The organism is Enterococcus sp. AZ062, assembly GCF_051715065.1.
Taxonomy (GTDB): Bacteria; Bacillota; Bacilli; order Lactobacillales; family Enterococcaceae; genus Enterococcus_B; species Enterococcus_B mundtii.
The window spans coordinates 1,675,601-1,700,568 of the sequence record NZ_JBIOTB010000001.1 but is presented as its reverse complement, the minus strand read 5'-3'; the positions used below and the strand labels follow the sequence as shown (position 1 = coordinate 1,700,568).

Here is a 24,968-nt window from a genome sequence, read left to right as displayed (position 1 = left end):
TTCAAATAAAATCTATCGTAAAACGGCATAATAGCGAATCAACAATACAAAAACTGATTTCGATCGACGATCAAAATCAGTTTTTTATTCATGTTACCTATAATTTGTTGTGAAAGTTCTATGCTTTGTTCATATACCCATGTTTAAGAAAGCGTTATCATTTTTGTGTATCAATTAAATTTAGGGGGAGCGGAGATGAAGAATAAGAAAAAAGTAGCAGTCGGACTCTTTTGTGCAGTAGTAATAGCAAGCGCAATTGGTAGTGGGACAACGTATCACGCAGAGACTAAAACGTTTGATTACAAAGAAACAGAAGCAGCAACTTACCAACGAGGAATGGATAATCAGCCGGAATCGTCTTACTGGTTTCCTGAAGAATTGTTAGAATGGGAATTTTCTAAAGATCCGGATGCACCTTATAACGTCAGTAAAGTACCTTTAGCAAAACGGATCGATAAAAAGGCACTGACAACTTCAAATGACACGCAAACACCAGAAATGAAAGTGGTCGCTTTGTCGATCATGAATAGCAGTACAAGTGGGAATGCGCCTAGAGGTATCAATACTTTTGATGCCAATGTATTTTCCAATTGGCAATATATCGACCAACTTGTGTATTGGGGTGGTTCGTCTGGTGAAGGGATCATTGTACCGCCAAGTCCTGATGTCATTGATGCGGCCCATAAAAATGGTGTGCCAGTATTAGGGACAGTTTTCTTTCCGCAGTCCGCTCATGGCGGTAAAATCGAATGGTTGGATACATTCTTGCAAAAAGATGAGGACGGTACCTTTCCTTTAGTTGATCAATTGATCGAAGTAGCTACTCGATATGGGTTTGATGGCTGGTTTATCAATCAGGAAACGGACACACTAGTCACAAGTTTTGATGATGCAAACAATCAAAAAAAGGTAGAAGGGGCAAATACAGCAGGAGGATTGAGTAAAGAACATGCGGATTTGATGCAAGAATTCATCAAACAATTCAAGCAAAAAGCAGCAGCTTTAGAAATCATGTGGTACGATTCGATGACTTCGGAAGGGAAGATGGATTGGCAAAATGCGTTGACAGATAAAAACCAAGCGTTTTTAGTCGATGCGGAAATGAATCCTGTAGCTGATAGCATGTTTTTGAATTTTTGGTGGAATACCGATCGTTTAGCGAGTCAAGAATTATTGAAAGCTTCAAAGAAGAAAGCCAATGAATTAGGGATCGATCCTTATCAATTATATGCGGGAATCGATGTCCAACAAAATGGGTATGATACCCCTGTGAACTGGCGGCTATTCACAGATGAAACTGGCACTCCTTATACTTCATTAGGACTGTATGTCCCGAGTTGGACCTACACATCAGCAAGTGATCCTGCTGATTTTCAACGTCGTGAAATGCGTTTTTGGGTCAATGAACAAGGTGATCCAACGAAAGGGAAGGCACCTATAGAAAAAGAATGGCCTGGGATCTCTACGTATGCAGTAGAGCAGAGCGCTATTACCAGCATACCTTTTGTAACGAATTTTAGTGTGGGAAATGGGTATAGTTACTTCATTAATGGAAAAAAAGTATCTAATCTACAGTGGAATAATCGCAGTATGCAAGACGTGATGCCAACGTATCGTTGGATCTTTGAACATCAAGGAGAAAATCAATTAGCAGTTGAGATGGATTATGATGAGGCGTTTCGTGGCGGGAATTCTTTGCTTCTTAAAGGGAGTATGGTGAACGAGGCATCAAGTACAATCAAACTATATCGAATGGATGGAATCATTTCCGATAAAACTTCTATCACAACAACGGCAAAAGCAACGAGCATGAGCCAACTTGACTTAGTTTTAGAAATGGCTGACGGACGAAAAGAAATCATCTCGGCAAGTGTACCAATCGGTCGGGATTGGACGACTGTCAGCTATGATGTCAGTCGGTTGGCAGGAGAAAAAATCAACACACTCTCTTATCAGCTTGCTTCTTCAGAGACTCAGTCCGATTACGCGCTACACTTGGGTCAATTAGCACTGACAGAGGGAAAGGAACTTCCAACCACAAAAGTTTCGGAACTGACGCTTGAAGATGTTGCATTTGATGAAGAAGAAGGGCGATACGCTGGCATACGACTTGCTTGGGATGAGACGAAGAGTCAAGCAAGCTATTATGAGATCTACCGGTTGAATCCTGATAACTCAAAATCTTTCTTAGGAGCAACACCAGCTATGAATCATTATATCAATGCCCTTGAACGAACCTTAGACACCACGCAAACAAAATTGATTGTCGTGCCTGTTGATGCGCTGGGTAATCAAGGTGAACCTTCAGAGACCGTTTCTTTTGATTGGCCGGATAATAAAGTGCCGAGAGCTAATTTTACTGCTTCAAGAACGTTAGCCGCTCCAGGGTCAGCGATTACTTTTACAAACACGTCATCTTTAAATACCGAAACGGTTACTTGGGAATTTGAAGGTGGGGATATTACGACAAGTCATGAAAATTCGCCAGTTGTCACTTACCACAAAGAAGGTGTTTATAAAGTCAAATTAACGGCAAGCAATCAAGCAGGGGAGACATCTGTCGAAAAAGTCGGTTTGATCACAATTTCTGATAAAGTACCAACGGAGTTGCCGCTGTTATCACGAGACGCGAAAGCGACCGCTTCTTCTTACACCAATGAAGCGGAAGCACCTCATTTTGCAATAGATGGCGACTTGACGACTAAGTGGTGTGCAACGGGTACGCCGCCACAAGAATTGACACTTGATTTAGGGCATGTTCAAACCATTAGTGAAGTTCGTATAGACCATGCGCAAGCAGGTGGAGAAAGTCCTGATATGAATACAAAAGCATATGTGATCGAACTAAGTGAAGATGGAGAGATATATAAAGAAGTCGCCAAAACTACCAATAATACGGCGAGTAGCTCGGTCGAGACTTTTGCGGTACAATCTGCACGATATGTCCGATTACGTATTGACAAACCAACACAAGGATCAGACACTGCAGCAAGAATCTATGGATTTGAAGTATTTGGATTGCCAGAATTATTACAATAGCTTGGTGGTATAAAAAGCGTATTTGTCATCCCATCAGTTCTATCATTTAATATAATTGAGATCCACTTCATTATAAAATAAGCGTCACCCTTTTCGAAACCATAAAAATGATTTTCGAGAGGTGGCGCTTATTTTTAACTATATTTCTAATGCAGTTTTCGTTGCCTTTACATAATCAAACGAGTTTTATTTATTAAGGTTGGAACGTCGTTTTTTTTCATAGAACGTCAATCCAGCAATAATCAATACTACAACAAAGTATGTTGTCCAACTAATCACATTAAAAAGTAATAAAGCTAATCCAATGATCAAACATAATAGTAAAGTCCATACGGTTAGATTCTTTTCCATATCAAATTGAAAACATGGAGACAGCCATTTTTTCTATCACGTGAAGAGTGAACTGTCGCTGTTTTCATTTCTAAACCTCCTTGTAAACGGCTTCTAAAGACAAAAATATTTTTTTATCTTGAAAAAGAAATTTTAGCATAAAGCAAAAAAGATTGTAAGGATTAGTTGAAGATTAGTGCCAATAAGGTCATTATTCCAGTTGCTGAAAATAGGATCGAATAATTTAAAAAAGAATATTCTTAAGAATAAGCTAGGATCATCCGATCATCATATGTAAAATAAGAGAAGAGTTTCGTCACGCATATAAAATTTAAGACACCTACTTTGATCTTTCAAGTAGGTGTCTTATTGTGAACTAGAGTTGCAATCGTCCATTCGAGGTTTTCACTCCTATGCGGATTTTTTAAGTTCTTGCACTGCTTGTTCGATCGTTACACCAGTCGCTACACGATTGCTATCTTCTTTGTCGAACACGACGAAAAGATTTAAATCGGTATTAAGAGTGACACGATATTGTAATTCTTTGTTATAGAATGTCATAGTCATTCTCCTTTCTTATTGTTCTGTTGAAAGGCAACGATACGTTGATAACGAAATTCCATAACTATTATAGCACAGATAGTTGAATTGAATCAACTGTATTTTTATTAAATAATAATGATTATTATTTAAAGGGCAACATTGACACAAAAAAATTGGATTATTTAAATGAAAAGAAAGGATAAGAAGATGTACACTAAATTATAAAGTTGATAAGAAAAAAGCAGTATACGAGATCGGTAGCGATCTCGTATACTGCATAAATTATTTTAGTAACATTTTTCGCAAGGGGTCAATCCGCGTGCCAATGCTTCACTCATTGTCGCAGGATAGTAGTCACCGTTACCACACTTATGCGTATGGTACTTTGCTCCAGTTCTGGTAACTAAGACTTGTGCTTCATTCGCTTGTGCTTGTTGCGCTTGAGCTGCGGCTGCTTGTTCTTGTGCCACGCGTTGGGCTTCTGCTTGTTCAGCGGCTACACGAGCTTGTTCAGCGATACGCGCTTGTTCCGCTGCCTGTGCTTGTGCTGCCTGTTCTGCTTCAAGTTTTGCTTGTTCTTCTTGCGCTTTATTTTCCGCTTCACGTTTCGCTTGTTCTTCTTGTGCTTTCTTTTCTGCTTCACGTTTCGCTTGTTCTTCTTGTGCTTTTTTCTCAGCTGCTAATTTTTCTTCTTTCTTTTTCTCTTCTAATTCTTTTTTTTCAACCGCTTCTCGTTGGGCTTTATCTTCACTGGATGTTGAAGTGGTTTCCGAAGTAGCAGTATCTGCTTTTGACGCTTGATTGGTACCAGATCCGCAAGCGCTACTGATTAGTAGTAAACCGAATAAAGCACTAAATAAAATGAGATGGCGCTGCCAAGTTTTTCCATTTCTTTTACTTAATCGGCTAAATAGATGGAGACCAAGTATCAAACTGATTAATCCTAACAATAACAACAATAAATTCATTTTTTCCTCCTGTTTCTACAAAAAATAGATCGCTTTCATACAAAGCTCCCCCTAATAAAAGCGATTGGTTTTATTTACGGCGCTTGACCGTATTCTCTATGTCGGAATCGAACCGACGAAAGCCAGTTAGAGAGTGTAGATAAATCAAAAAAGAATAGTAGTACAAGAAAGCGCAACGTTATAATTATATAAAGAAATAATAACAAACAAACTTTATTTTATCATTAAGATGAACATAATAACAGAGAGTTTTAATGGATGATGATTTTTTTAATATTTGTTTTTTTAATGTAAAAAATGTTATATTTGATGAAGAAAAGTATCGTTTTGATATCATAATCGTTTGAATATAAAAATTAACCAAGAGTTCATATGAAAAAAAGAGTGAGGATGAAAAACTGGGTAGATGAGGAGATAATATGCGCATTTTGTTTATTAATGCAAGCCCGAACAAAGAGGGGATGACCGTTAAATGGGGAGAAAAAATCTTAAAAGATATCGACTATACGGTCCTGCATTTAGTTGATTATTCGATCAATCAGTTAGGACAGATGACCGAAGAGGATGAATTTGACAAAGTCATGGGAGTAATCAAACAAGCTGACGTCTTGGTGATTGGTACACCTATCTACTGGTGGGATGTGACCGGTCTGTTAAAAACATTTATTGATCGCTGGACGGATCTATTTGAGTATGGGTTAGACACACCAGAGGCTCCTTTGTATCAAAAATCTGTTTTCTGGTTTGTTCAAGGATCTGCTGCAGAAGAAGCTATCAGCGGAATTAGACAAATGTTGTCAAATGTGAGTGAGCGTTTTTTGATGCAGGAGTTAGGGATGATTTATCAAAAGAAAGACATTGCTTCATCTAATGAACGAATCAAACAAATGAGATAAATAGAGAAATTGAAAGTACCGAGGGTTTATAGTTGTGTTTTATGAAAGGGCATGCTATAGTATAAAAGTAATCTATTTTGAAACGTAATTTGAGCTATAAGTTAAACATTATAAGACTCCTTTTGCCTATCAAATATTTATTGCACTATAAACGTACGTTGATACGTATCAGGAGGAAATATACATGAATAACGGTACAGTAAAATGGTTTAACGCAGACAAAGGTTTTGGATTTATCACTGGTGAAGATGGAAATGACGTATTCGCTCATTTTTCAGCTATCCAAGGTGACGGTTTCAAAACATTAGACGAAGGTCAAGCTGTGACTTTTGATGTTGAAGATGGACAACGTGGCCCTCAAGCAATCAACATCGTTAAAGCATAATCAAACGATTGATATCTTACTGCTCTTTCTTATGAAAGAGCAGTTTTTTTGTGTCTAATTTCAATAAAAGCCTCTCGATTCAGTAATCGAGAGGTTTGATAGAGCCATGAGTTATTACTTGTTTATAAGATGATCCCTTTCTGTTCTAAGTTTGCCACGCATTCGGCTAAGTAGATCTGATCATGTTCTGGATAAAGGGGTGAGGTCCATTCGATAGGGGAAAGGGTAGGATAAGGTTCGCAGATCTTCCCACGATACAAGGGATCAAACCATTCTTCACCAGGTTTATAATTCTGTTTCTTCATTTCTTCCATTACTAACAAATGATATTGAAATAATTTATAAGGCGAATGTGTAAAAACGTAATCGACAGTTGCATGTTTTCGTCCCCAACCATTGCCTCTCAGAGCACAACATTCGCGATGTTGTCCTAATAATTGTTGGCGTGGAAGTGATTGCAAGAGGCTTTGATGCCATAAGCGCATATAGAATTTCCTTCTTTCTAAAACAGTGAATTGAGTGTTTAGGATGCTTCCATTCGACCAATCAAATAATCGATGGTCGTGTCGTAAAAATCTGCGATAAAGATTAATTCGATAATACTAGGTATATTTTTTCCATCTTCATAGCTTTTATATGTCTCAATCGGTAAGTTCACTTTTTCAGCAACCTGTGGTGTAGTTAAATGCTTTTTATCTTTGAGGAAGTTTAAACGGCAATGCAGTGTATCCAGTAAAATCGCTTCTTCAATGGTCATTTTACCTCACCTTTCTCTAAATAATTATCTATGTGAGTTAACGTTTATTTTTTCTGTTTAGATAAAATAAATACCCAATGACAAAGAGTATGGAGAAAATGAACCCAACTAAATTAAACGTGAAGATCTGGAAGGGTTCGAAAAACTGATAATTTAATACTTTGTACATAAAATAGATCGCAGGAAAACTAGCCAAAGCGATTTTTTTTCGTTCTTTTGTCCATTTGATAAATGAAAAAACGATCGGTACAAAGATAAAAACAGGAAAAATAAAAGCAAGTCGGCTCAATTCCAGCATAATAAATAAACTCCCATAGCTATATTTTATTCGTGCATAAATTGTGTTTTGAGTTATTCTATTTGAGAATATACTAGATTTATATTCACTAAATAAAAGATAGCATGTTATACGATTCTGAACAAATATTTCGATAAAAAACATGATTTTTCTGTAGACGTATCATTTGAAAAAAATAAAAAAAGGTGGAACCTTCATTCCACCTTTTTTATGCTTTTCGATTGGTTTCGACCATTTACTCTTTAACATAAACATTAAAGTCTTTTAGAAGTTTAAGTGCTTGTGGCTCATGATTACGACTGCTGACTAGTGACGAATCAATGATAAAGTCAGCTTCTGGAAAGGCGCTTTGTAAAGCAATCGTGTTGGATAAGACACACAAATTCGTTTCGATCCCAACTACTTCAATTGTTTTTTGTTCTTCTTTACGTTCAAAAAGTGAATGTTTGATCTCTGTTAATATTTCTGGAGGCAGAGTGAAGTAGTATTTTTTGATTTCACGCTCATCTGATAGAGGGGAGAGAGCGGGAATGATTTTAAGATCTTCACTCTCTGCCTCATCTTTCCGTTCGATAGGGATATCTCGAGTGAATAGTACGTATTCATTCGCTGCACGTGCTTGGTTTAAGCGTGTGTTTACACGTTCAACTAATGCTTCACCATCTTCTAAATAAAATTCACTAGTTGGATCTAAAATATGATTTTGCATATCGATAACCACTAACATCTATCATCTCTCCTTATAAAAAGTGATCATTCAAAAAGTTTGCGACACCGGCTTCGTCATTAGTTTCTGTCACTTCATCTGCTAAATCCTTCACATGTTCTTGCGCATTGCCCATAGCCACGCTTAATCCACTGAACTCAAGCATTGCCAAATCATTTTCTTGATCACCAAACGCCATGACGTCTTCTGAAGATAAACCTAAGTACTCAGTTAGGAATAAGAGAGAGTGTGCCTTTGTAATATTTCTAGGAGTGATTTCCAGGAAATGTGGGTCTGAAAAGACAGAATCAATTCCTTCTTTCTCCAACTCTACTTGGATTTTTTTTAGTTTTTCCTCATTTTTATCCGTCAGTGCCAGTTTCAAATAGCTCAATGAAGGATCGTCCAACTGTGCTGTGATCTCATCGAAAGAATGATTTTGCAAGTTAAAGTGTTGATAATAAGGGTCGTCTTTTACTAAGGCATTTTCGTTAAAAGTGATTTGGTCATCTTGTGTTTCTCGGCTTGCGATGATCGATATTTTTGCTTCTTTTGCTAAATAAAAGGCCTTTTTTAGTATAGGTACTTCAATTTTTGAGCGTCTTAATACATGATCGATCTTGCCGTCTTTCATTTCCGAAATTAATGCACCGTTAGAAGAAATCAAATAGCCACTAACTCCTAATTGTGCAAAGACATCCTTTGCAGAAATACTATTTCTTCCTGTAGCGATCGTTACGATTCCTCCATTAGAGGAGAATGCTTTTAATGCTCGAATATTTTCTTGTGGGACAACTCCTTGGGAATCAAGCAAGGTCCCGTCTAGATCGATTGCTGCTAATTTCATCTTTTTACGCTCCCTTAGTCTTTTTTCTTTCACCAATAGCTTAAATGAGAAACTTCTAAAATAAAAATAAAATGCTTTAACTCTTTGAATTTTTTCAAAAAAGATTTTTCATAAAGGGTGAAAAGGATATTAGTAAGTAAATGGTTAAGACCGCTGTATAAAAAAGCATAACAATCTTAATGTTTTCGTTTTCATTTTCATAAAAAAGGTCAAATTTAGGGTAATATTCATAAAAAACAAAGCATATCTTTTGCTTTCAGGAAAAAGTAGGCATATTGTAGATGTAGAACAGGTTAGAAAAAGATTAAAAAAAGGAGTGATTTTGATGGAGATTAAGTATGGGACTGTACCGGTTGTGACTGCTTCAGATGAAAATTATGCTCCTTATCTAAGCGTAATGATTGCAACGGCACTGGAAAATGCGAATAAGATGAGACATATATATTTTTATGTGATTGATGATGGCCTATCAGAATATAGTAAAGAAGGATTGCGTCAGACAGTTGCACAACACTCAGAACATGCAAGCATCCAATTCTTGACAGTGGAGAAAGATGTATATGAAGATTTCTTAGTCAGTGACCACATTACAACAACTGCGTATTTACGAATTTCTCTACCTAAGATCTTAGCAAAATACAATTATAAAAAAGTGTTGTATCTAGATGCAGATGTTTTAGTATTAGATGATATTGTTGCATTATATGATGAATCATTGAACGGTAAAACAATTGGGGCAGTAATTGATCCAGGACAAACGAAAGCGTTGAAGCGCCTAGGGATCGATTCAGAAGAATATTATTTTAACTCAGGTGTTATGGTGATCGATATTGATCAATGGATTGAAAAAGACATTACAGATAAAACGATCCAATTCCTAAAAGAAAATGGTGATCAGATTATCTATCATGACCAAGACGCATTGAATGGTGTCTTATATGGAGATTGGGAACAACTTCATCCAAAATGGAACATGCAATGTTCGTTGATTTTTGAACGACACCCAGCTCCAGATAAAAAATATGAAGAGTTATATAAGAGTGGAAATGAAGCTCCTTCAATCGTTCATTTCACAGGGCATGATAAACCTTGGAATACATTGGAGGATCATCCTTATACACAAATCTATCTAAAAAATCTAGCGCATAGCGTATTAATGAAAGTAGGCGAGGTAAATGAATAGAAGAAAAGAAGTAGCAGTTGTCTCTAGTTGTAATACAAAATTTGTGCCTCATCTAGCAGCACTGTTCGTGTCGATTTTAGAAAATAGTGACCCAAAAGTGTTTGTACGATTCTATGTGGTTGATGATGATATTGAATTAGAAAGTAAAAATCTTTTACGTTATTCAGTGAAGAATTCACGAATGAATACAGATGTAGAATTTTTGAAAATCAATAAAAAATTCTTCAAAAACTTAGTAACAAGTGATCGTATTCCTGAAACAGCATACTATCGTATTGCAATCCCTGAGTTGTTTAGAGGGAAAAATGTGGAACGTGTCCTTTATATGGATTGTGACATGATCGCGTTGAACGATGTCAGCAAACTATGGGATTTAGAGTTTAACGGCGCAGTCATGGCAGCAGTTGAAGATGCTGGTTTCCACCAACGTCTTGAAAAAATGGAGATCGAAGCAGACTCAATGCGTTACTTTAACTCAGGCTTGATGCTGATCAATGTTGAAAAATGGTTAGAACAAAATATCACGAAAAAAGTTCTTAACTTCATTGAAGAAAATCCAGAAAAACTTCGATTCCATGACCAAGATGCATTGAATGCTATCTTACACGATCGTTGGATTGCTTTGCATCCAAAATGGAATGCACAAGGTTACATCATGGCGAAAGCAAAACAACATCCAACAGCTGAAGGAGAAAAAGAGTACGAAGAAGCACGTCGTAAGCCTTATATCATCCATTACTCTGGACACATCAAACCATGGAGTGAAGATTTTAAAGGTGCTAGTAAAAAATACTATGAAAAGTATGCAAATATGACCGCTTTTCGTTGTGTTAAATCATTCCCTAAATATCCAATGTACGCTCGTGTTAAACGAAATACAGAATTGAGTCATTGATCGATAATAGAAAAACTTACTATTATATAGAGGAGATGATCGATATGGAAATCACACTGACAAGAAATGCGATGGACATCTTGAAGGAAAAAGCAGGCGAACAATCAAAATTAGCACTTGCATTGATCAATAGTAAAGATCCTTTTCTTAGAGACAAAGGAGCTTGTGCGAAAGGTAGCTTTTTCCAAATTATCCCTTTTGTTACTGAATTTGGACTATACGTCACAAAAATCAATCATCCTTCGCTAGAAATCTATACATCACAAAGTGAACAATGCTATTTAGGCAAATATTTGACGATGGATTATGATCATGTATTGAACAGTTTCTCATTAGAAAATGAGATTGCTGTACTAGATCATAATATCAAACTAACTAATTGTTTCTTTAGTTGATTGCATACTGGAAAGGACGATTCACCATGCTGGAATATTACTTGATTGATGAAAACAAGAAAGTAATAGCCGCAGATGAAGAACATTTTAATTGGCTTGTTATTGATACGAGCGATACTGAGGAAATCGAACAGGTTACTCGAACCTATCAGCTTCCTGAAGATATTTTTGTCGGTATGACTTATCCAGAAGAGGTCTCACGGCTTGAACATCTATCAGGAACAAGTTTGAACAACCCGATTTCCTTAGTACTGCTCAACCTTTCAAGTGAAAAAGAAAAAATCGAACGTCGCCTGACGCCATTGTCGTTCGTCATATCAAATGACTTATTGATTACTTGTCGGGACGAAAAAACCAATTTTATCGATCGGCTGATTGAACATCATGGTAATAAAATCGATTCTTTCGAAAAAGTGATTGTTTATGCGGCATTAGATATCTATACCCATTTTGTCAAAGAACTTCGTGAAATGAAAACGCGTATTGATGCGTTAGATCAAGAAGCTCGAAAAACGACAGAAAATGAAGAGCTATACAAGCAAGCTGATTTAGAAAGAGACATTGTTTACATCGATCATACGTTGCGGGATCAAAAAGAGACAATGGAACTATTGTGGGAAACACCTGAATTCAAAGAACGTGTCAATGACGAACAGCTTCTTTATGACGTTCGTTTAAGGCAACGCCAAACAGAGAAGATGATTCTGATTTATCGCGATCTGTTAGAAAGTATCGGCGATCTGTTCAATGGAATGATGGACAACAATTTGAATCATCTGATGAAATATCTGGATTCTACCGCATTGATCATCTCTGTACCTGCGATGATCGCTGGTATTTGGGGAATGAATACCGGTGGATTACCAGGAGAAGATTCAGCAACTGGTTTTCTTTTAGTATTAGGAGGATCAATCCTTGCGGCTGCTGCGCTAGGGTATCATTTATTTAGAAAAGATTACACAAAATAATTAATATGGGCTTTTATGCCCAAATTTATAACGTCAGTTATGACTAAAAATTAGGAGGATCAACATGACAGAACCAAATTTAATCGACCCAAGAAAACTATACCACACAGAAGAATTTCCAAAACAGGATCAAGAAACTCCGGCTTTGCAAAAGGATATGAAACCAGTGCCTGATTGCGGTGAAGAAAGTTATAAAGGTACGGAGCAATTAGCAAATCGACGTGTCTTGATCACAGGTGCAGACTCTGGTATTGGACGTGCCGCTGCCATTGCCTTTGCACGAGAAGGCGCAGATGTAGCCATTCAATTTTTCCCAGGTGAGGAAGAAGACGCGCAACAAGTGGCCCATTATATCGAGGAAGCTGGACGTAAAGCATTACTATTACCTTATGATTTGCGAGATGAAGCTGCACCAAAAGAAATCATCCAAAAAACAGTGGATGCATTTGGTGGATTAGACACACTTGTTCTGAATGCGGCGCAACAAATTTCGTCTCCTTCAATTGCAGAAATCCCATTAGAACAAGTAAAAGATACTTTCGCTGTAAATATCATCGCAATGTTTGCACTTGTGAAAGAAGCAATTCCACATATTCCAGCAGGAGGAGCAATCCTTACAACGACTTCTGTCCAAGCATTCAATCCAAGTGAACACTTGTTAGATTATGCAGCGACTAAAGCTTCGATTGCAAACTTTACCATTGGTTTAGCAAAACAATTAGCACCAAAAGGAATTCGTGTCAACGGCGTAGCACCAGGACCAATTTGGACACCATTACAACTAGATGCAGGTCAACCAAAAGAAGATCTACCTGAGTTTGGTCAACAAGCATTGTTGGAACGTGCAGGTCAACCAGCTGAGTTAGCACCTGTTTATGTCTTTCTTGCATCCAACAAAGCAAGCTATGTCACAGCACAGATTTACGGTATCACTGGTGGAGAAGCTATCAATCTATAATCAGTGACTAGAAGCTAGGAGGGCGAGAAAATGAACAAAGGAGCCAAAACGATAGGAGCGATCTTACTGATCCTTCTGCTGTCTGTTTTAATATTTGCAATGTTGCTAAGCTCAGTGTATCCATTGCCGTTTAAGTTAGAAGAATTTCGCTTTTTATCATTAACTAACTTTTACGTACAACAATATGTCTTTTGGGTAACCGCAGCGTTTGCTGTGTTGACGTTGATATTGATTCTAGTCTTATTATTCTACCCAAAAACTTACCGGTCATTCTTATTAAAAAAAGGTGATGGAGAGTTAACATTAGATAAAAAAGCAATCGAAGGAATGGTTCGTTCACGATTGACGAAAGAAGACTTTGTTTCTTCCCCAAAAGTAACGATCAAAGCAACAAAAAATAAAATTGACGTAAAAGTAAAAGGTGAGTTGAAACGTACGTCATCATTAATCGGTAAAACAGGAGCACTAATGACAGACATTGAGCGCGATGTAAAACAAATCATCGGCACAGATGAACCAGTGAATGTCCTGATCAATTATACCGGTTTTGATTCACCACAATCAAAAAGAGTTGAACACTCACGAGTACAGTAAGGGGGAGAGAAAATGAACGAGATCTTTTCGACATACAAGCTCCCAATTATTTGTGGCGCGCTTGGATTGATATTAGCTATTTTGCTAGTAGCTGTCGGATTTTTTAAAACATTGCTGATCGTGATCATGGTTGCACTTGGCGTAGCCATCGGCATGTATTTAAAAAGAACCGGAATTTTAGAACATTACTTTAAATCTTAGGAGGCTTTAACATGGAAAACAATCATACAAATACAAACGGAAATACACCGAAATCAGCACATCCAGATCCAACAACGCCAAATCAAGCGCAAGGGATCAAGGATGAAAAAAATAAAACAGCACCGGTATCTGCACATCCAGATCCAGTGGTGCCACATGTAGAAGAAAAAGTAGCGCATGATCAAAAAGAACACCATGATCATCCACATCATGAAGCAAAAAATCCAGGTGTGCATACTCCAACTCATGAGGCAAGTAAACAGACAAACGAAGTGAAGGGCAGTGAAGAATCAATGAACGGTGAAGTAACTTATGATGACAAAGTCATTCAAAAAATTATTGCGATCGCATTAGAACGTATCGACGGACTATTAACAGTAGATGGAGGCTTTTTCTCAAATGTTGCTGGTAAATTAGTCAATACGGACAATGAAACAGCAGGCATCGAAACAGAAGTTGGAAAAAAACAAGTGGCTGTTGATATGTCGATTGTCGTTGAATATGGCAAGGACATTGAAGATATCTTTAAACAAATGAAAGAGATCATCAGTGAAGAAGTAGCGAATATGACACATTTAGATGTCATCGAAGTGAATGTCAATGTCACAGATATCAAATCAAAAGAAGAATTTGAACAAGACCAAGTCACTGTTCAAGATAAAGTGACAGATGCTGCAAAAGCAACTGGAGAATTTGCGTCAGAACAAACAGACAAAGCAAAACATGCAGCAAACAAAGGAACGGAAAAAGTAAAAGAAAATAACGAACCAAGAGTACAATAAAGTATCTTGGTGAGTCAAAAAAACTTTTAATTAAAATAAATAAGATGTCGCATTGAAAAAATCGGCTAGACACTATAGGAGGAAATACAGATGGGTTTTATTTGGTCATTAATCGTAGGTGGAGTTATCGGAGCAATTGCAGGAGCAATCACAAATAAGGGTTCTTCAATGGGTATCATTGCAAACGTCATTGCAGGACTTGTTGGTTCAGCAATCGGGCAAGCAGTGCTAGGATCATGGGGACCAGTAATTGGTGGTATGGCAATCGTTCCTTCATTGATCGGTGCGATCGTCTTAGTATTGATCGTGTCATTCTTTGCACGTAAATTATAAGAATAAAGAAGAAATTTGCGATGAATGCAAAAATTCTTCTACTTTGAAATAATCGGTAACATTCAATTAACAGTTATTTGATTGAAGGATCTTTACAAGTTGACTTGTTCAACGAAGTAAAGATCCTTCTTTTTTGTTGTCCTTTCGGCGTTTTATCAAGTAGATAAGCAAAAGATTATTTTCTCACAAAAAACCTCCTTTCAATTACTCCCAATCGAAAGGGAAAAAATGGCGTTACACAAGATGAGGATGACCGATAAGCTTGAATAAGTAAAGCTTTTCGATGCTTTTCTAAATGATTTGAAAAAGGAGTGAATAGTAAAAAGACGATTAAGAAACGGAAAATACATAACGTTTTTAATAAAAGAGTCATTTGAGATACTACGAACATCCTTTGAAGGTAAATAAATGACTACCAACAGAGAATGAAACAGACGAAATGTTTTTTCTCTTGTTGTTTGAGAATAGGGAGGTAATGATTTGAGAACAAGAAAAAAACTGTTGAACAGTGCTTTGATCCTAGGATTGACTTTAGGTAATCTTAATGGAACAGTTGTTCAGGCAGTGACTGCATTCAATAATTTAGGAATGAGTCAAAATAGACAAGTTAGTAATAGGCAAAAAAATGATGACTCTGAGAAGGCGATAGAAAACACTGAAGATAGTAAAAAGGTAAATAAAAACGCCAGTAGAACAACAGATAGTACATCAAATAAAGAAGAAACAAATTCTCGCACGGTATCAGAGAAAGAATCAAAAGAAGAACAAGAACGAATTTTGGAACGATTATTAAATCCTAGATATGCGATAGACGTTCCAGATAGTATCCTAGTTGCTCCTAGTACTAATTCAATTCGTTTAGGTGAGTTTTTAGTTAATGAGATGCAAAAAGGGATCAATGAACAATTCAATACAGACAATGATAATTTAAGTGTTAATGACACAATGATATTTAGAAACGTGACACCTATTTTTTATTATTCCTCTAGTGTGAGTACACCAGGAGTAACAATCAATAATCTGAGCCCATTAAGGGCGAATGGGGATTCTGCACCAAGAAGAGTTTTCAGGATCAACGCCATTTCACGTAGTGGAAATTGGCGAATGGAAATCACCCCTACGGAAAGTTCTACAGCTCAAAATTTGAATATTGGAGAAATAAATGTTGTATTCACTCGTCTAAGAGTAGCTCCACCTCAAGAAGAAATATTTGATGTAGAGAGATTTCCGTATTCTTATTATTGGTATATTGAACCCTGGAATGAAGCTTGGAGTACGGTAAGAATTGCGACGGAGTTTAAATTTGATTTTTCAACTACGGATATTGGTGATCTACGTGCGAATGTCAAGCCAGGTACACATACACTTAGCCATGGGGAGACAGTTCCCGATCCTGAAAGCTATGTAAACGTAGTGAATTCTCGTGGAGATGTCAGTTACCGATGGTTAACGGAACCAGATACGAACAGAATAGGTAAGCAACAAGTACGCATAGAAGTCAGGGATCAAACTGGCAGACCTCCAGTAATCGTGACTTTTGATATGGAAGTCCTACCATTGATTACTACAAAAGAAGATCAAATACAAGTTTATCAAAATGATCCAGTACCAGCTTTGGATGAACTTTTTGACGTCAATTATCAAGGTTCCTATCAGTTGTCATGGATTACTCCGACGAGTACAGCGACCCCAGGTTCCTTCGTATGGCAAGCGCGAGTTCGTACACAAGATGGCAGAGAAGCAACAGCTTCTGTGAATGCTGAAGTAATACCAGACCAAGGAATAATGATTGAGTTACATCCAATCAGAGCTCAACAGCTAGGTAATACAAGATCTTTATTGAATAGTAATGCATTCAGAGATTTAATCAAATCTGCATCTTTTAGAGGAACACCACTAGATATCGATTCTCTTAGATTGGTTGCTTCAGAATCATTTGAGCCAGATTATCAAACAGTTGGTGAACATCAATTAAGATTAACTGTTGAAGGACAACGACCAGACGTAAACGTGAGAACCACAGGAACAATTGAAACTACTGTTAACGTGCGTTGGGATAACACAATTTTGATGAGATCGATCAACGGTCAATCAGCTGGGGCATTTTCATTATTATTAAGTAATTCAGATTCTAATAATATTCCTCTAAGAATTACTAATGGCTTAGCAACAGACATGGACGCTTCTGTAGGACGATTAACTTCTCCTTTTTCTACATACTATTCGATCCAAATTATGCGTAATAACAATGTAATCTACAATCAAGAGATGTCGAATCGTACGACTCTACAACAAATCATGGATCAATTTGGTAACACAGACAATATTTTCAATGTCCAATTGGGCGATGTAATTCGTATCCATCATCCGGAACGAACAGCCAACAGCTCAGTTTTGATGATGAATGAAGAAGAGCATGATTTTACCTATGACACAGAATATGCATACTACGAAGTCACCTCTTCTGGTTTTAGACCTGCTCCGGTCATGGAAGCGCAAGCTTCACAAAAAAACTTTGCATTAGGTGAAAACACCTCCAACATTGATCCTAGCTCATTGATCGATAATGTGACGATCAATGGTCGAAGAATTGATAATAGCCAATATACAGTAGAATCACTGATTGATTTTGACACGAGTACGATCGGCACACGTAATATGCGTCTAAGACTAAATATGAATGATGGTCTTGCCTCGAATGAAATGGAAGTAGAATACGGTGTGAATTGGGGCCATACTTTTGTGTTAAGAGGATTGAATGAAGCAACGGTTGGTGCGTTTAGTTTGCTTAAAGAAGACGGACAATTGGCACTCCATGCATCTCAAGGCGTAAGTGGTACGAACCTTGCCAATCCAGTCAACAATCACTTTGGTCGCGATACATATTATTCGATCGAGATCATGGGAGGAACTAGCTCGAATTTTACATATGAAGTAGCAGGTAACTCCTCGATCAGAGATGCGATCAATGGCTTCAATAATGGACAGCCTTTACCAGTTGAAAAAGGCAATGTGATCAAAGTTTACCATGCAGATCCTCAAGGTGCTTCGCAAGGGCGAAACTTGCTCATGCAAGACGAATTAGTTCGTGATTACACGATTGGTTCAAATTATGCTTATTACGAAGTGACAGATAATGGGTTAGAACCAATCATTACCGTGGCTGCAGAATCTTCACCACAAGAATTTACTTTAGGCGATAGTACAGCAGGCATCAATGGAGCAAATCTGATCGATCATATCACAGTCAATGGGTTCGAATTAGCACCGAGTCTATATACAGTGACTCAATTAGAAGAATTTGATACATCTACTGCTGGTAAGAAAGATTTACGCATCCAATTTGAAACAAGAGATGGATTAGTTTCAAAAGAAATCACTGTCCCTTATGAAGTCAAGTGGGGGAATACGATTGTGATGCGTTCAGCCAATGGCGGTGCGGCAGGAGCTTTCTCTTTAAGACCAGGAAGTAATAATTCGGTGCGTCAGTTAACGATGTTCCCGGGGATTGATTCACCGTTAAATGAGCAGTTGAGTCCAAACTCTTCCTTGTATTACTCAATGGAGATCATTCGTGGCGATCGTACAATTTATTCTCAAGATATGCCAGGACGAGCAACGCTACAACAAGTGATGGATAATTTTGGAACCAATCGCGCGGTAACCGTTCAATTTGGAGATATCATCAAAATTTATCATCCGCAACGTTCAGAAGGAAGTTCAGTGTTATTTGTTAATGAGGAAGAAAAAGACTTTACTCATAATTCTTCTTATGCTTACTATGAGGTAACCGCATACGGATTTGAACCAATGGCAGTAATGGATGCTCATACAGCAAATAAGGAACTTGTTTTAGCGCAAGATACAACCAACTTTGAATTGGAAGAATTATTAGATAGCGTGACGATCAATGGAGAACCTGTGGCAGAAGATACCTATACGATCGAGCGCTTATCTGATTTCGATACTTCAACCATTGGTAAACGAGAAGTTCGTTTGAGAATGGCTATGAAGGACGGTCTAGCCTCCGTGGAGCTGGAGATTCCTTATGAAGTGAAGTGGGGTAGTACATTCTTATTGAAGGGCTTAGAAAATGCAACAGTTGGGGCATTCAGTATCGTCGAGCAAGATGGGCTATCAAAAATCCACGCCACTCAAGGCGAGGAAGGAACGATTTTAAACAATGCGGTGAATAATGTTTTTGGTCGTGATACGTATTATCGAATCGAAATTTTAGCTGATCCAGAGCAGCCAGAAAGTCGCCTATTTCCTGATAATATCAAATACAGCTATGAAGTGACAGGACATATGACGATCAGACAAGCAATCCAAGGCTTTAATAATGGGCAACCGTTAGAAGTAAATGAAGGGGATATTTTCAAAGTTTATCATGCGGAAACAGAAAATCGTAACTTGTTGATGCGTGATAACTTGGTCAGAAACTTTACGGCGGGATCTAATTATGCCCATTACCGAATCCAAAACGGTGAGTTTGAACCAATCACTATGATCCATGCAGAAAAACAAAATCAAAGCTTGGTTTTAGGTGAAGATGCAAGTGAATTAGATGCAACAAAGCTGATCAATGAAGTCCGCTTTAACGGACACCAATTATCTAGTTCGTTATATAATGTGGAACAAATCGATGCGTTCGATACACAAACAGCTGGTCAAAAATCAGTGACCGTTCGTGTATCCACAGCAGATGGTGTAACCGCAACAGATATTGAAGTGCCTTATGAAGTCAAATGGGGTAGCACGATCCATTTAAAGAATCGTCAAAATGAGACAGTAGGTTCATTTGGTTTAGTGAAAAGTGGTCGCCAAATCGAGATTCAATCCATTCAAGGTTCGGATCGTACGATTTTAAATAATCGAGTAACGCAAGTGGACGACAATAATGTGTATTATGGAATCGAAATCATCGGCCAAGATGGACGGTCGAAATATCAATATGAAGTTCGTGGAACACAAACGATCCAACAAGCTATTTCACGGTTCAATAGTGGAAGTGCCTTTCCAGTAGTTGAAGGAGATGTTGTCAAGGTCTTCCACCAAGATGCGAACAACAATATCTTGATGCATGAAGAACAAGAAAGAAACTTCACTTATGGAGGACAGTTTGCTGTTTATAATGTGACAGAATATGGCTTTGAGCCAACAGGGGAGTTAGATGTTCGAACACGAGTAGCTTCTATTGCGATTGGCACAGAAAGAGTCGATCCGAAATCTATGGTTGAAACAGTAAGAGTAAATGGTCGCGAAATTCCAGCCAATTCTTATACGGTTCAGTTACAAGAAGATTCACAAATCGATACATCTGCACTTGGAAGTAACAATGTTGTTGGTTTAGACATCCAAGTCAATGAAGCACATGGTGGTTTTACAACAAGTGCTGAAGGAAGATACTCAGTGGTTGAACAAGGTGCAGAAGATACTCCAGGTGCTGCTGGTGAAGAGGGGACTGGAAGTGATACCGGCGAGAACGGAGAAAGTGGACCAAATGATGGAAGTGATCAAGAAGCAACAGGCAACTTACCACAAACAAATGCCACTAGAAACACGCTTCTCTCTGTATTGGGTACCATATTACTGACATTGGTTGGCGGCATCTTCTTTTGGAAAAAACGATCTACTGACGAGGTGGAAGAAGAGTCAAATGAATAAAACAACTTTTTATCCACTTTTTATCCATTGGAGAAAAAATAGTTTTTAGAGAAGAAAAAAGACCACTAAAATTAAATAAGGGAAACACTCAAAGGAGGGGAGACCCAAATTTGAGTGTTTTTTATTTGTTAGTGAGGTGAATAGAAATGTTGAAAATTTTGTCAAAAAAATTAAAAAGACAATTGAAATTACTAGAGTACTTATTTGAAGGCAATACCTATCGTTTTAACGACTTAGAAAATTTACTTGGTTGTTCAGCAAAAACTTTGAGGAATGACTTACTTGATCTTAACTCTTATGCCAGTGATATTACCATTCAAATGACACGAGAAGAAGGGGTTAAAGCAACAATTCTACCTCATGTAACAGAAGATTATATTTATCAAGTGATCAAGCAAGAGTCGATCGAATATCGTTACTTAGAAGCTATATTATTACATAAGTTTAAGAATTATCTAGAATTAGCAGACTATTTATTTATTTCTGAAAGTACCTTGCGACGAATTGTCGATAAAATCAATCCGATGTTACAAAGTTTTGATCTGAAAGTACAAGCATTGATTAAGCTTGTTGGTAACGACCAAATCATTACTGAAATGACTGTACAGTTCTTAATGGAAAAATATCATTATTTTGAGGATGCTTTCCCTGCGACTTTTCGGTTGATTGTTACTCAACTAGCACAGGAGTTTGTTGAAGAAAATAACTTGCAACAAACGCTGATTAGTTTGGAGCCACAAGAGAAAAAAATATTTCATTTTTGGATTGCGAGCCGTATACTATTGCTCCAAAATGATAGTGCGCTAGTTTCAAACAGTAAAAAAACAAAGAAATTCAAGTACGAAATATTAACAACTAAGCAATTGCACCTACCTAAGAAGAACGAATTGATTAATGAGCACTTGGCACGGTTTATATTCGATCAACCGTTTATTTTCCAATTATTCGATATAGATACTTTGAATCAAAAAAATCCCATTATACTTGCATTAGATAGCTTCATCAAAGAGGTGGAAGAGAAATATGGAATTGTATGCGAAGACAAAACAAAGATCTTCCACAAGATCACTATTTTATTACAACAAAATACGGTGCCATTTTCCATAAATTACCAAAAGCACTCACTTTTTTTAAAAAACACTCACTCAGAAATGAATAAAATCCAACTTCGATTATGGAATAAGTTAAAACATTACGTCCATACGCATAATATTCTACTAAATGATTTCGAAGAATTTGCGACAACTGTATTTACAGAAATATTATTGTACTGGCCAGATCTAATAAAAAAATTCGAAGATAATAAACATGTTCGTGCATTAGTCATAACCAATTCTACCCTTAAATATGACGACTATTTGCTCAGCAAGCTAGAACACCAGTTGGGCAATCAATATGAATTTGTCGTGAAAAACAATAAAGTATTATCTCAGGATCTAATTAATTATGAGAATTTTGATTGTATTATTTCAAATATTACGATTGATAAAACATATAATATCCCTATATTCGGTATCTCCGTTTTCCCTAAAACAAGGGAGATACATAATCTGATAAACTTTTATCAAGAATTGCTTGCTTGATAACGAATAAAAAAATGCAAGTCCTCCAAATCTTGAGATTATGGGGCTTGCATTTTTATAATAGCTGAAATAGTTAGATTTCTTTATCTTTTTCAAAGACAAGAAGGTCACCTGGTTGACAATTTAAAACTTCACAGATTTTATCTAACGTAGTGAAGCGGATCGCCTTTGCTTTTCCAGTTTTCAATATTGAAAGATTAGCCATGGTTATGCCAACTTTCTCACTTAGTTCAGTTACTGACATTTTCCGTTTTGCTAACATCACGTCTAAATTAACAATGATCGCCATCTCGCACCTCACACTGTCAATTCGTCATTTTTCTTCAAACGAATTGCTTCTTCCAATATTTTGATCAAGACATTCATTAATACTAACCCTGCAAAAGGTAAGAAAACCAGTGCAAGGCCTAATAGCATCAATCCAGGAGCGTCATCCGCATCTGCCATTTGGTAGAATTTTGGTAAAATACCAAAAGCACTGAGTGATAAGAAAATCATTACTTTCCGGATATAGCTAACTAAACGATGGGAATGCTTTGAAAATGTCTGGTCTTTAGATACGATTGTTAATAATTTAAAAATGATGCCACCAATGATTATACCTGATAGCAGAGTAGTGAAAATGACTAAAATCATAAGAATGGTTTGCCAATCAAAGAGGGTGTTTGATTCATTGGTTAATAACTGAGTGCCGAATAATAGACCAAATAGACCGAAAACAACACATACTCCGATAGTAGTTGTTTTTAAAAATAATGAATGTATTTTCATTTGTTTAACTCCTTAAATAAATATATATTGATATTCAATTATTATTTATCGTTTTTCGATAAATAAATGGCTGAACGATTGCCTTTCCCGAAGAAAAGGCAATCTAACGAAGCATTTGTGTTACTTAAAACCTCTAAAGAGGCGATTACTCTATATTAACTCTTTCTCATTTAAACAATGTATTCCCTAACCACTAATACATCCTTGTAACCCTTTAGTTACGCCAGTGGGATTAAATTTCATAAAAACAAATTAAGATGTCGTATAACATATGATCCGTAATAAATCTATTATAACACAACATGCTATAGATGTAAATAGACTATAACTTTCAGAAAAAAACATTGGCTGTACCGAAAAAATGAAAAGTTCTACGCAGTTTATTAATCAACATGTAATCCAAAAGACTAGTGAAATGTGCTACAATCTTTTTTGTTGAAAAGGATTAAAACGTTTTTGTTATCGAAAGATACATAAAATGAAGAACTTAGGCTTTGTTTTAAAAAAATAGTTTAATGAAGCAATTCTTTGTTGTTTTTGGTTTGTTGTGTACGTGAGGACTTACTTAAATTAGGGGGACATTTTGTGAATTTAGACACGCTGGAAAGCTTGTTGATTGTCATCGTTCAAACGGCTTGCATCTTTTGGGTGACTAGCTATTTGGATACGCATTTAAAAAATCGGTATTACGTCATTTTGTCGATCATTGGAATCATTTGCTATATGGCACTTTATTTTGTGATCAATGTTTTTGCAACTGCAGTTTTATGGGCTAGTTTATGTGCCGTAACTTATTACTTCCGGCGAAATATTTATATTGCGCTATTTATCCCTTCTGTCACATTCTGTTTATATATTTTTTCCGATTATATCATCAATTTCAGTTATACGATTCTTCACTTGGTTCTAAATATAAGATTAACTGTGATTTTAGGAACCCTTCTTTTTTTCTTCTTTGCATATATTTTCAAAACACGGTTATTAGAAAAGTGCTACAAAGATCTCTTGACGATGAAAATCAGCGGAGTCATTGCGACAGCGACGATTTGTGTCTATTTTAGTCTAGTGGTCATAGAAAGATTTCCTAATTTGCGCATTTATTTGATCGATGCACATGAGCTATTCATGATATTGTATGGGCTGTTGTCAGCAATCATTTGTTTTTCTTTTATTTTCATAAAAAGAACGGAATATGAAAATAGAGAACAAAAACGCCAAATGAGTTACTTGATCGAATACAGTGAACAAGCTGAAAAAAATTATCTAGAGATTCTAAAATTTAAACACGATTACAAAAACATTCTTATTTCATTAGAAGAGTACATCGAAACTGAAGATCTAGCAGGACTAAAGGATTATTTTAGAAATAGTATCAAGGCGACAGGTTCGATTTTTGATCAAGAAATTTTCAGGATGTCTTCGATTTCGAATATAAAAATCCGAGAAATCAAAAGTGTGATCATGAGCAAGTTATATATGGCACACCAGAAAGGGATACATGTGAGCATTTCTGTGCCTGAGGTGGTCAATCATGTGGAAGTGTCTACGATGGTACTCGTAAGAATGCTGGGGATCATTTTGGATAATGCAATTGAAGCCTCAGAAGAACTTGAACATCCAGAGATCGAACTAGCAATCGTGGCAGACCATAAAGACTGTACCTTTATGTTGATCAATAACTGTCCAAGTGATTTGCCTAAATTACATGATTTAAAGAAAGCAAGTTTTACAACAAAACCCGGTAATTCTGGGATAGGTTTGACAAATCTGGATGAGCTAGTCCAGTTGAATGCAAATGTGTTTTTAGATACAAAGATCCAAGATGATAAGTTTATACAAATCATAACTATATGTGAGGTAGAGGGGTAA

24 protein-coding genes are annotated in these 24,968 nt (G+C 36.8%); 15 read left to right on the top strand and 9 right to left on the bottom strand.

The genetic code is table 11. The features are described from left to right. Positions 1-195: 195 nt before the first annotated feature. Positions 196-3,039: an endo-beta-N-acetylglucosaminidase gene (locus IGJ00_RS08020; RefSeq protein WP_438844299.1), complete on the top strand. Its 2,844-nt coding sequence runs from the start codon at positions 196-198 to the stop codon at positions 3,037-3,039. Positions 3,040-3,780: 741 nt separating this feature from the next. On the opposite strand, the gene IGJ00_RS08015 is transcribed toward IGJ00_RS08020, so the two are convergent. Together IGJ00_RS08015 and IGJ00_RS08010 are read right to left on the bottom strand one after the other, a co-directional pair. Further along, the gene (locus IGJ00_RS08015; protein ID WP_010735353.1) at positions 3,781-3,930 is read right to left on the bottom strand and encodes a hypothetical protein; all 150 of its coding nucleotides are present in this window, start codon (positions 3,928-3,930) and stop codon (positions 3,781-3,783) included. Positions 3,931-4,199: 269 nt separating this feature from the next. Then, positions 4,200-4,880, bottom strand: a complete 681-nt coding sequence (locus IGJ00_RS08010) for a hypothetical protein (protein WP_438844298.1) — start codon at positions 4,878-4,880, stop codon at positions 4,200-4,202. A 419-nt stretch (positions 4,881-5,299) separates the two neighbouring features. On the opposite strand from IGJ00_RS08010, the gene IGJ00_RS08005 reads away from it, so the two are divergent. Further along, positions 5,300-5,776, top strand: a complete 477-nt coding sequence (locus tag IGJ00_RS08005) for a flavodoxin family protein (RefSeq protein WP_071867446.1) — start codon at positions 5,300-5,302, stop codon at positions 5,774-5,776. 184 nt (positions 5,777-5,960) lie between these two features. Then, a complete protein-coding gene (locus tag IGJ00_RS08000; RefSeq protein WP_010735357.1) occupies positions 5,961-6,161 on the top strand; it encodes a cold-shock protein in 201 nt (66 codons plus the stop codon). A 122-nt stretch (positions 6,162-6,283) separates the two neighbouring features. Here IGJ00_RS08000 and IGJ00_RS07995 read toward each other — a convergent pair whose 3' ends face one another. The 5 genes from IGJ00_RS07995 to IGJ00_RS07975 form a co-directional block, all read right to left on the bottom strand. After that, positions 6,284-6,646, bottom strand: a complete 363-nt coding sequence (locus IGJ00_RS07995; RefSeq protein ID WP_071867445.1) for a TIGR02328 family protein — start codon at positions 6,644-6,646, stop codon at positions 6,284-6,286. A gap of 38 nt (positions 6,647-6,684) precedes the next feature. Further along, the gene (locus IGJ00_RS07990; protein WP_438844297.1) at positions 6,685-6,918 is read right to left on the bottom strand and encodes a helix-turn-helix domain-containing protein; all 234 of its coding nucleotides are present in this window, start codon (positions 6,916-6,918) and stop codon (positions 6,685-6,687) included. Positions 6,919-6,955: 37 nt separating this feature from the next. Next, positions 6,956-7,216: a hypothetical protein gene (locus tag IGJ00_RS07985; protein WP_071867443.1), complete on the bottom strand. Its 261-nt coding sequence runs from the start codon at positions 7,214-7,216 to the stop codon at positions 6,956-6,958. Between the two features lie 235 nt (positions 7,217-7,451). After that, positions 7,452-7,943 (bottom strand): isochorismatase family cysteine hydrolase, encoded by a 492-nt coding sequence (locus IGJ00_RS07980; RefSeq protein WP_071867442.1) that lies wholly within the window; start codon positions 7,941-7,943, stop codon positions 7,452-7,454. Positions 7,944-7,956: 13 nt separating this feature from the next. After that, complete coding sequence (locus IGJ00_RS07975) at positions 7,957-8,769, bottom strand: Cof-type HAD-IIB family hydrolase (protein WP_071867441.1); 813 nt, start codon at positions 8,767-8,769, stop codon at positions 7,957-7,959. Between the two features lie 325 nt (positions 8,770-9,094). Here IGJ00_RS07975 and IGJ00_RS07970 point away from each other — a divergent pair, with 325 nt between their 5' ends. The 11 genes from IGJ00_RS07970 to IGJ00_RS07920 all read left to right on the top strand — a co-directional run bounded on the left by IGJ00_RS07970 (position 9,095) and on the right by IGJ00_RS07920 (position 22,328). Beyond that, positions 9,095-9,952, top strand: coding sequence for a glycosyltransferase family 8 protein (locus IGJ00_RS07970; RefSeq protein WP_071867440.1), 858 nt, complete (start codon positions 9,095-9,097; stop codon positions 9,950-9,952). Further along, positions 9,945-10,847 carry a glycosyltransferase family 8 protein gene (locus IGJ00_RS07965; protein WP_071867439.1) on the top strand — a complete coding sequence of 301 codons (903 nt, stop codon included), beginning with the start codon at positions 9,945-9,947 and terminating at the stop codon, positions 10,845-10,847. The genes IGJ00_RS07970 and IGJ00_RS07965 overlap by 8 nt, the downstream gene beginning before the upstream one ends. A gap of 44 nt (positions 10,848-10,891) precedes the next feature. Continuing rightward, entirely contained in the window at positions 10,892-11,242 is a 351-nt protein-coding gene (locus IGJ00_RS07960; protein ID WP_071867438.1) for an iron-sulfur cluster biosynthesis family protein, read from the top strand. 26 nt (positions 11,243-11,268) lie between these two features. Beyond that, on the top strand, positions 11,269-12,210 hold the full coding sequence (locus IGJ00_RS07955; RefSeq protein ID WP_071867437.1) for a magnesium transporter CorA family protein: 942 nt from the start codon (positions 11,269-11,271) through the stop codon (positions 12,208-12,210). A 64-nt stretch (positions 12,211-12,274) separates the two neighbouring features. Further along, complete coding sequence (locus tag IGJ00_RS07950) at positions 12,275-13,168, top strand: SDR family oxidoreductase (protein WP_023519734.1); 894 nt, start codon at positions 12,275-12,277, stop codon at positions 13,166-13,168. Between the two features lie 30 nt (positions 13,169-13,198). Further along, positions 13,199-13,762: an alkaline shock response membrane anchor protein AmaP gene (amaP, locus tag IGJ00_RS07945; protein ID WP_071867436.1), complete on the top strand. Its 564-nt coding sequence runs from the start codon at positions 13,199-13,201 to the stop codon at positions 13,760-13,762. A 12-nt stretch (positions 13,763-13,774) separates the two neighbouring features. Next, the gene (locus tag IGJ00_RS07940) at positions 13,775-13,963 is read left to right on the top strand and encodes a DUF2273 domain-containing protein (RefSeq protein ID WP_010735369.1); all 189 of its coding nucleotides are present in this window, start codon (positions 13,775-13,777) and stop codon (positions 13,961-13,963) included. A gap of 11 nt (positions 13,964-13,974) precedes the next feature. After that, on the top strand, positions 13,975-14,745 hold the full coding sequence (locus tag IGJ00_RS07935; RefSeq protein ID WP_071867435.1) for an Asp23/Gls24 family envelope stress response protein: 771 nt from the start codon (positions 13,975-13,977) through the stop codon (positions 14,743-14,745). A 90-nt stretch (positions 14,746-14,835) separates the two neighbouring features. After that, the gene (locus tag IGJ00_RS07930; RefSeq protein WP_071867434.1) at positions 14,836-15,078 is read left to right on the top strand and encodes a GlsB/YeaQ/YmgE family stress response membrane protein; all 243 of its coding nucleotides are present in this window, start codon (positions 14,836-14,838) and stop codon (positions 15,076-15,078) included. A 480-nt stretch (positions 15,079-15,558) separates the two neighbouring features. Next, positions 15,559-20,745, top strand: coding sequence for a putative mucin/carbohydrate-binding domain-containing protein (locus IGJ00_RS07925; RefSeq protein WP_438844296.1), 5,187 nt, complete (start codon positions 15,559-15,561; stop codon positions 20,743-20,745). A gap of 146 nt (positions 20,746-20,891) precedes the next feature. Then, positions 20,892-22,328, top strand: coding sequence for a helix-turn-helix domain-containing protein (locus tag IGJ00_RS07920; RefSeq protein WP_071867432.1), 1,437 nt, complete (start codon positions 20,892-20,894; stop codon positions 22,326-22,328). Positions 22,329-22,401: 73 nt separating this feature from the next. Here IGJ00_RS07920 and IGJ00_RS07915 read toward each other — a convergent pair whose 3' ends face one another. After that, positions 22,402-22,617, bottom strand: coding sequence for a helix-turn-helix domain-containing protein (locus tag IGJ00_RS07915; RefSeq protein ID WP_019723937.1), 216 nt, complete (start codon positions 22,615-22,617; stop codon positions 22,402-22,404). An 8-nt stretch (positions 22,618-22,625) separates the two neighbouring features. Next, positions 22,626-23,099: a DUF2975 domain-containing protein gene (locus IGJ00_RS07910; protein ID WP_086334708.1), complete on the bottom strand. Its 474-nt coding sequence runs from the start codon at positions 23,097-23,099 to the stop codon at positions 22,626-22,628. Between the two features lie 585 nt (positions 23,100-23,684). Here IGJ00_RS07910 and IGJ00_RS07905 point away from each other — a divergent pair. Next, positions 23,685-24,968, top strand: a complete 1,284-nt coding sequence (locus IGJ00_RS07905) for a GHKL domain-containing protein (protein WP_071867430.1) — start codon at positions 23,685-23,687, stop codon at positions 24,966-24,968.

Coding starts and splice junctions, on each gene's coding strand:
- IGJ00_RS08005 (WP_071867446.1), top strand. CDS start 5,300: ATGCGCATTTTGTTTATTAATGCAAGCCCGAACAAAGAGGGGATGACC.
- IGJ00_RS07960 (WP_071867438.1), top strand. CDS start 10,892: ATGGAAATCACACTGACAAGAAATGCGATGGACATCTTGAAGGAAAAA.
- IGJ00_RS07990 (WP_438844297.1), bottom strand. CDS start 6,918: ATGACCATTGAAGAAGCGATTTTACTGGATACACTGCATTGCCGTTTA.
- amaP (WP_071867436.1), top strand. CDS start 13,199: ATGAACAAAGGAGCCAAAACGATAGGAGCGATCTTACTGATCCTTCTG.
- IGJ00_RS07970 (WP_071867440.1), top strand. CDS start 9,095: ATGGAGATTAAGTATGGGACTGTACCGGTTGTGACTGCTTCAGATGAA.
- IGJ00_RS07920 (WP_071867432.1), top strand. CDS start 20,892: ATGTTGAAAATTTTGTCAAAAAAATTAAAAAGACAATTGAAATTACTA.
- IGJ00_RS07910 (WP_086334708.1), bottom strand. CDS start 23,099: ATGAAAATACATTCATTATTTTTAAAAACAACTACTATCGGAGTATGT.
- IGJ00_RS08000 (WP_010735357.1), top strand. CDS start 5,961: ATGAATAACGGTACAGTAAAATGGTTTAACGCAGACAAAGGTTTTGGA.
- IGJ00_RS07935 (WP_071867435.1), top strand. CDS start 13,975: ATGGAAAACAATCATACAAATACAAACGGAAATACACCGAAATCAGCA.
- IGJ00_RS07950 (WP_023519734.1), top strand. CDS start 12,275: ATGACAGAACCAAATTTAATCGACCCAAGAAAACTATACCACACAGAA.
- IGJ00_RS07955 (WP_071867437.1), top strand. CDS start 11,269: ATGCTGGAATATTACTTGATTGATGAAAACAAGAAAGTAATAGCCGCA.
- IGJ00_RS07980 (WP_071867442.1), bottom strand. CDS start 7,943: ATGTTAGTGGTTATCGATATGCAAAATCATATTTTAGATCCAACTAGT.
- IGJ00_RS07995 (WP_071867445.1), bottom strand. CDS start 6,646: ATGCGCTTATGGCATCAAAGCCTCTTGCAATCACTTCCACGCCAACAA.
- IGJ00_RS08010 (WP_438844298.1), bottom strand. CDS start 4,880: ATGAATTTATTGTTGTTATTGTTAGGATTAATCAGTTTGATACTTGGT.
- IGJ00_RS07985 (WP_071867443.1), bottom strand. CDS start 7,216: ATGCTGGAATTGAGCCGACTTGCTTTTATTTTTCCTGTTTTTATCTTT.
- IGJ00_RS07965 (WP_071867439.1), top strand. CDS start 9,945: ATGAATAGAAGAAAAGAAGTAGCAGTTGTCTCTAGTTGTAATACAAAA.
- IGJ00_RS07915 (WP_019723937.1), bottom strand. CDS start 22,617: ATGGCGATCATTGTTAATTTAGACGTGATGTTAGCAAAACGGAAAATG.
- IGJ00_RS07930 (WP_071867434.1), top strand. CDS start 14,836: ATGGGTTTTATTTGGTCATTAATCGTAGGTGGAGTTATCGGAGCAATT.
- IGJ00_RS07975 (WP_071867441.1), bottom strand. CDS start 8,769: ATGAAATTAGCAGCAATCGATCTAGACGGGACCTTGCTTGATTCCCAA.
- IGJ00_RS08015 (WP_010735353.1), bottom strand. CDS start 3,930: ATGACATTCTATAACAAAGAATTACAATATCGTGTCACTCTTAATACC.
- IGJ00_RS08020 (WP_438844299.1), top strand. CDS start 196: ATGAAGAATAAGAAAAAAGTAGCAGTCGGACTCTTTTGTGCAGTAGTA.
- IGJ00_RS07940 (WP_010735369.1), top strand. CDS start 13,775: ATGAACGAGATCTTTTCGACATACAAGCTCCCAATTATTTGTGGCGCG.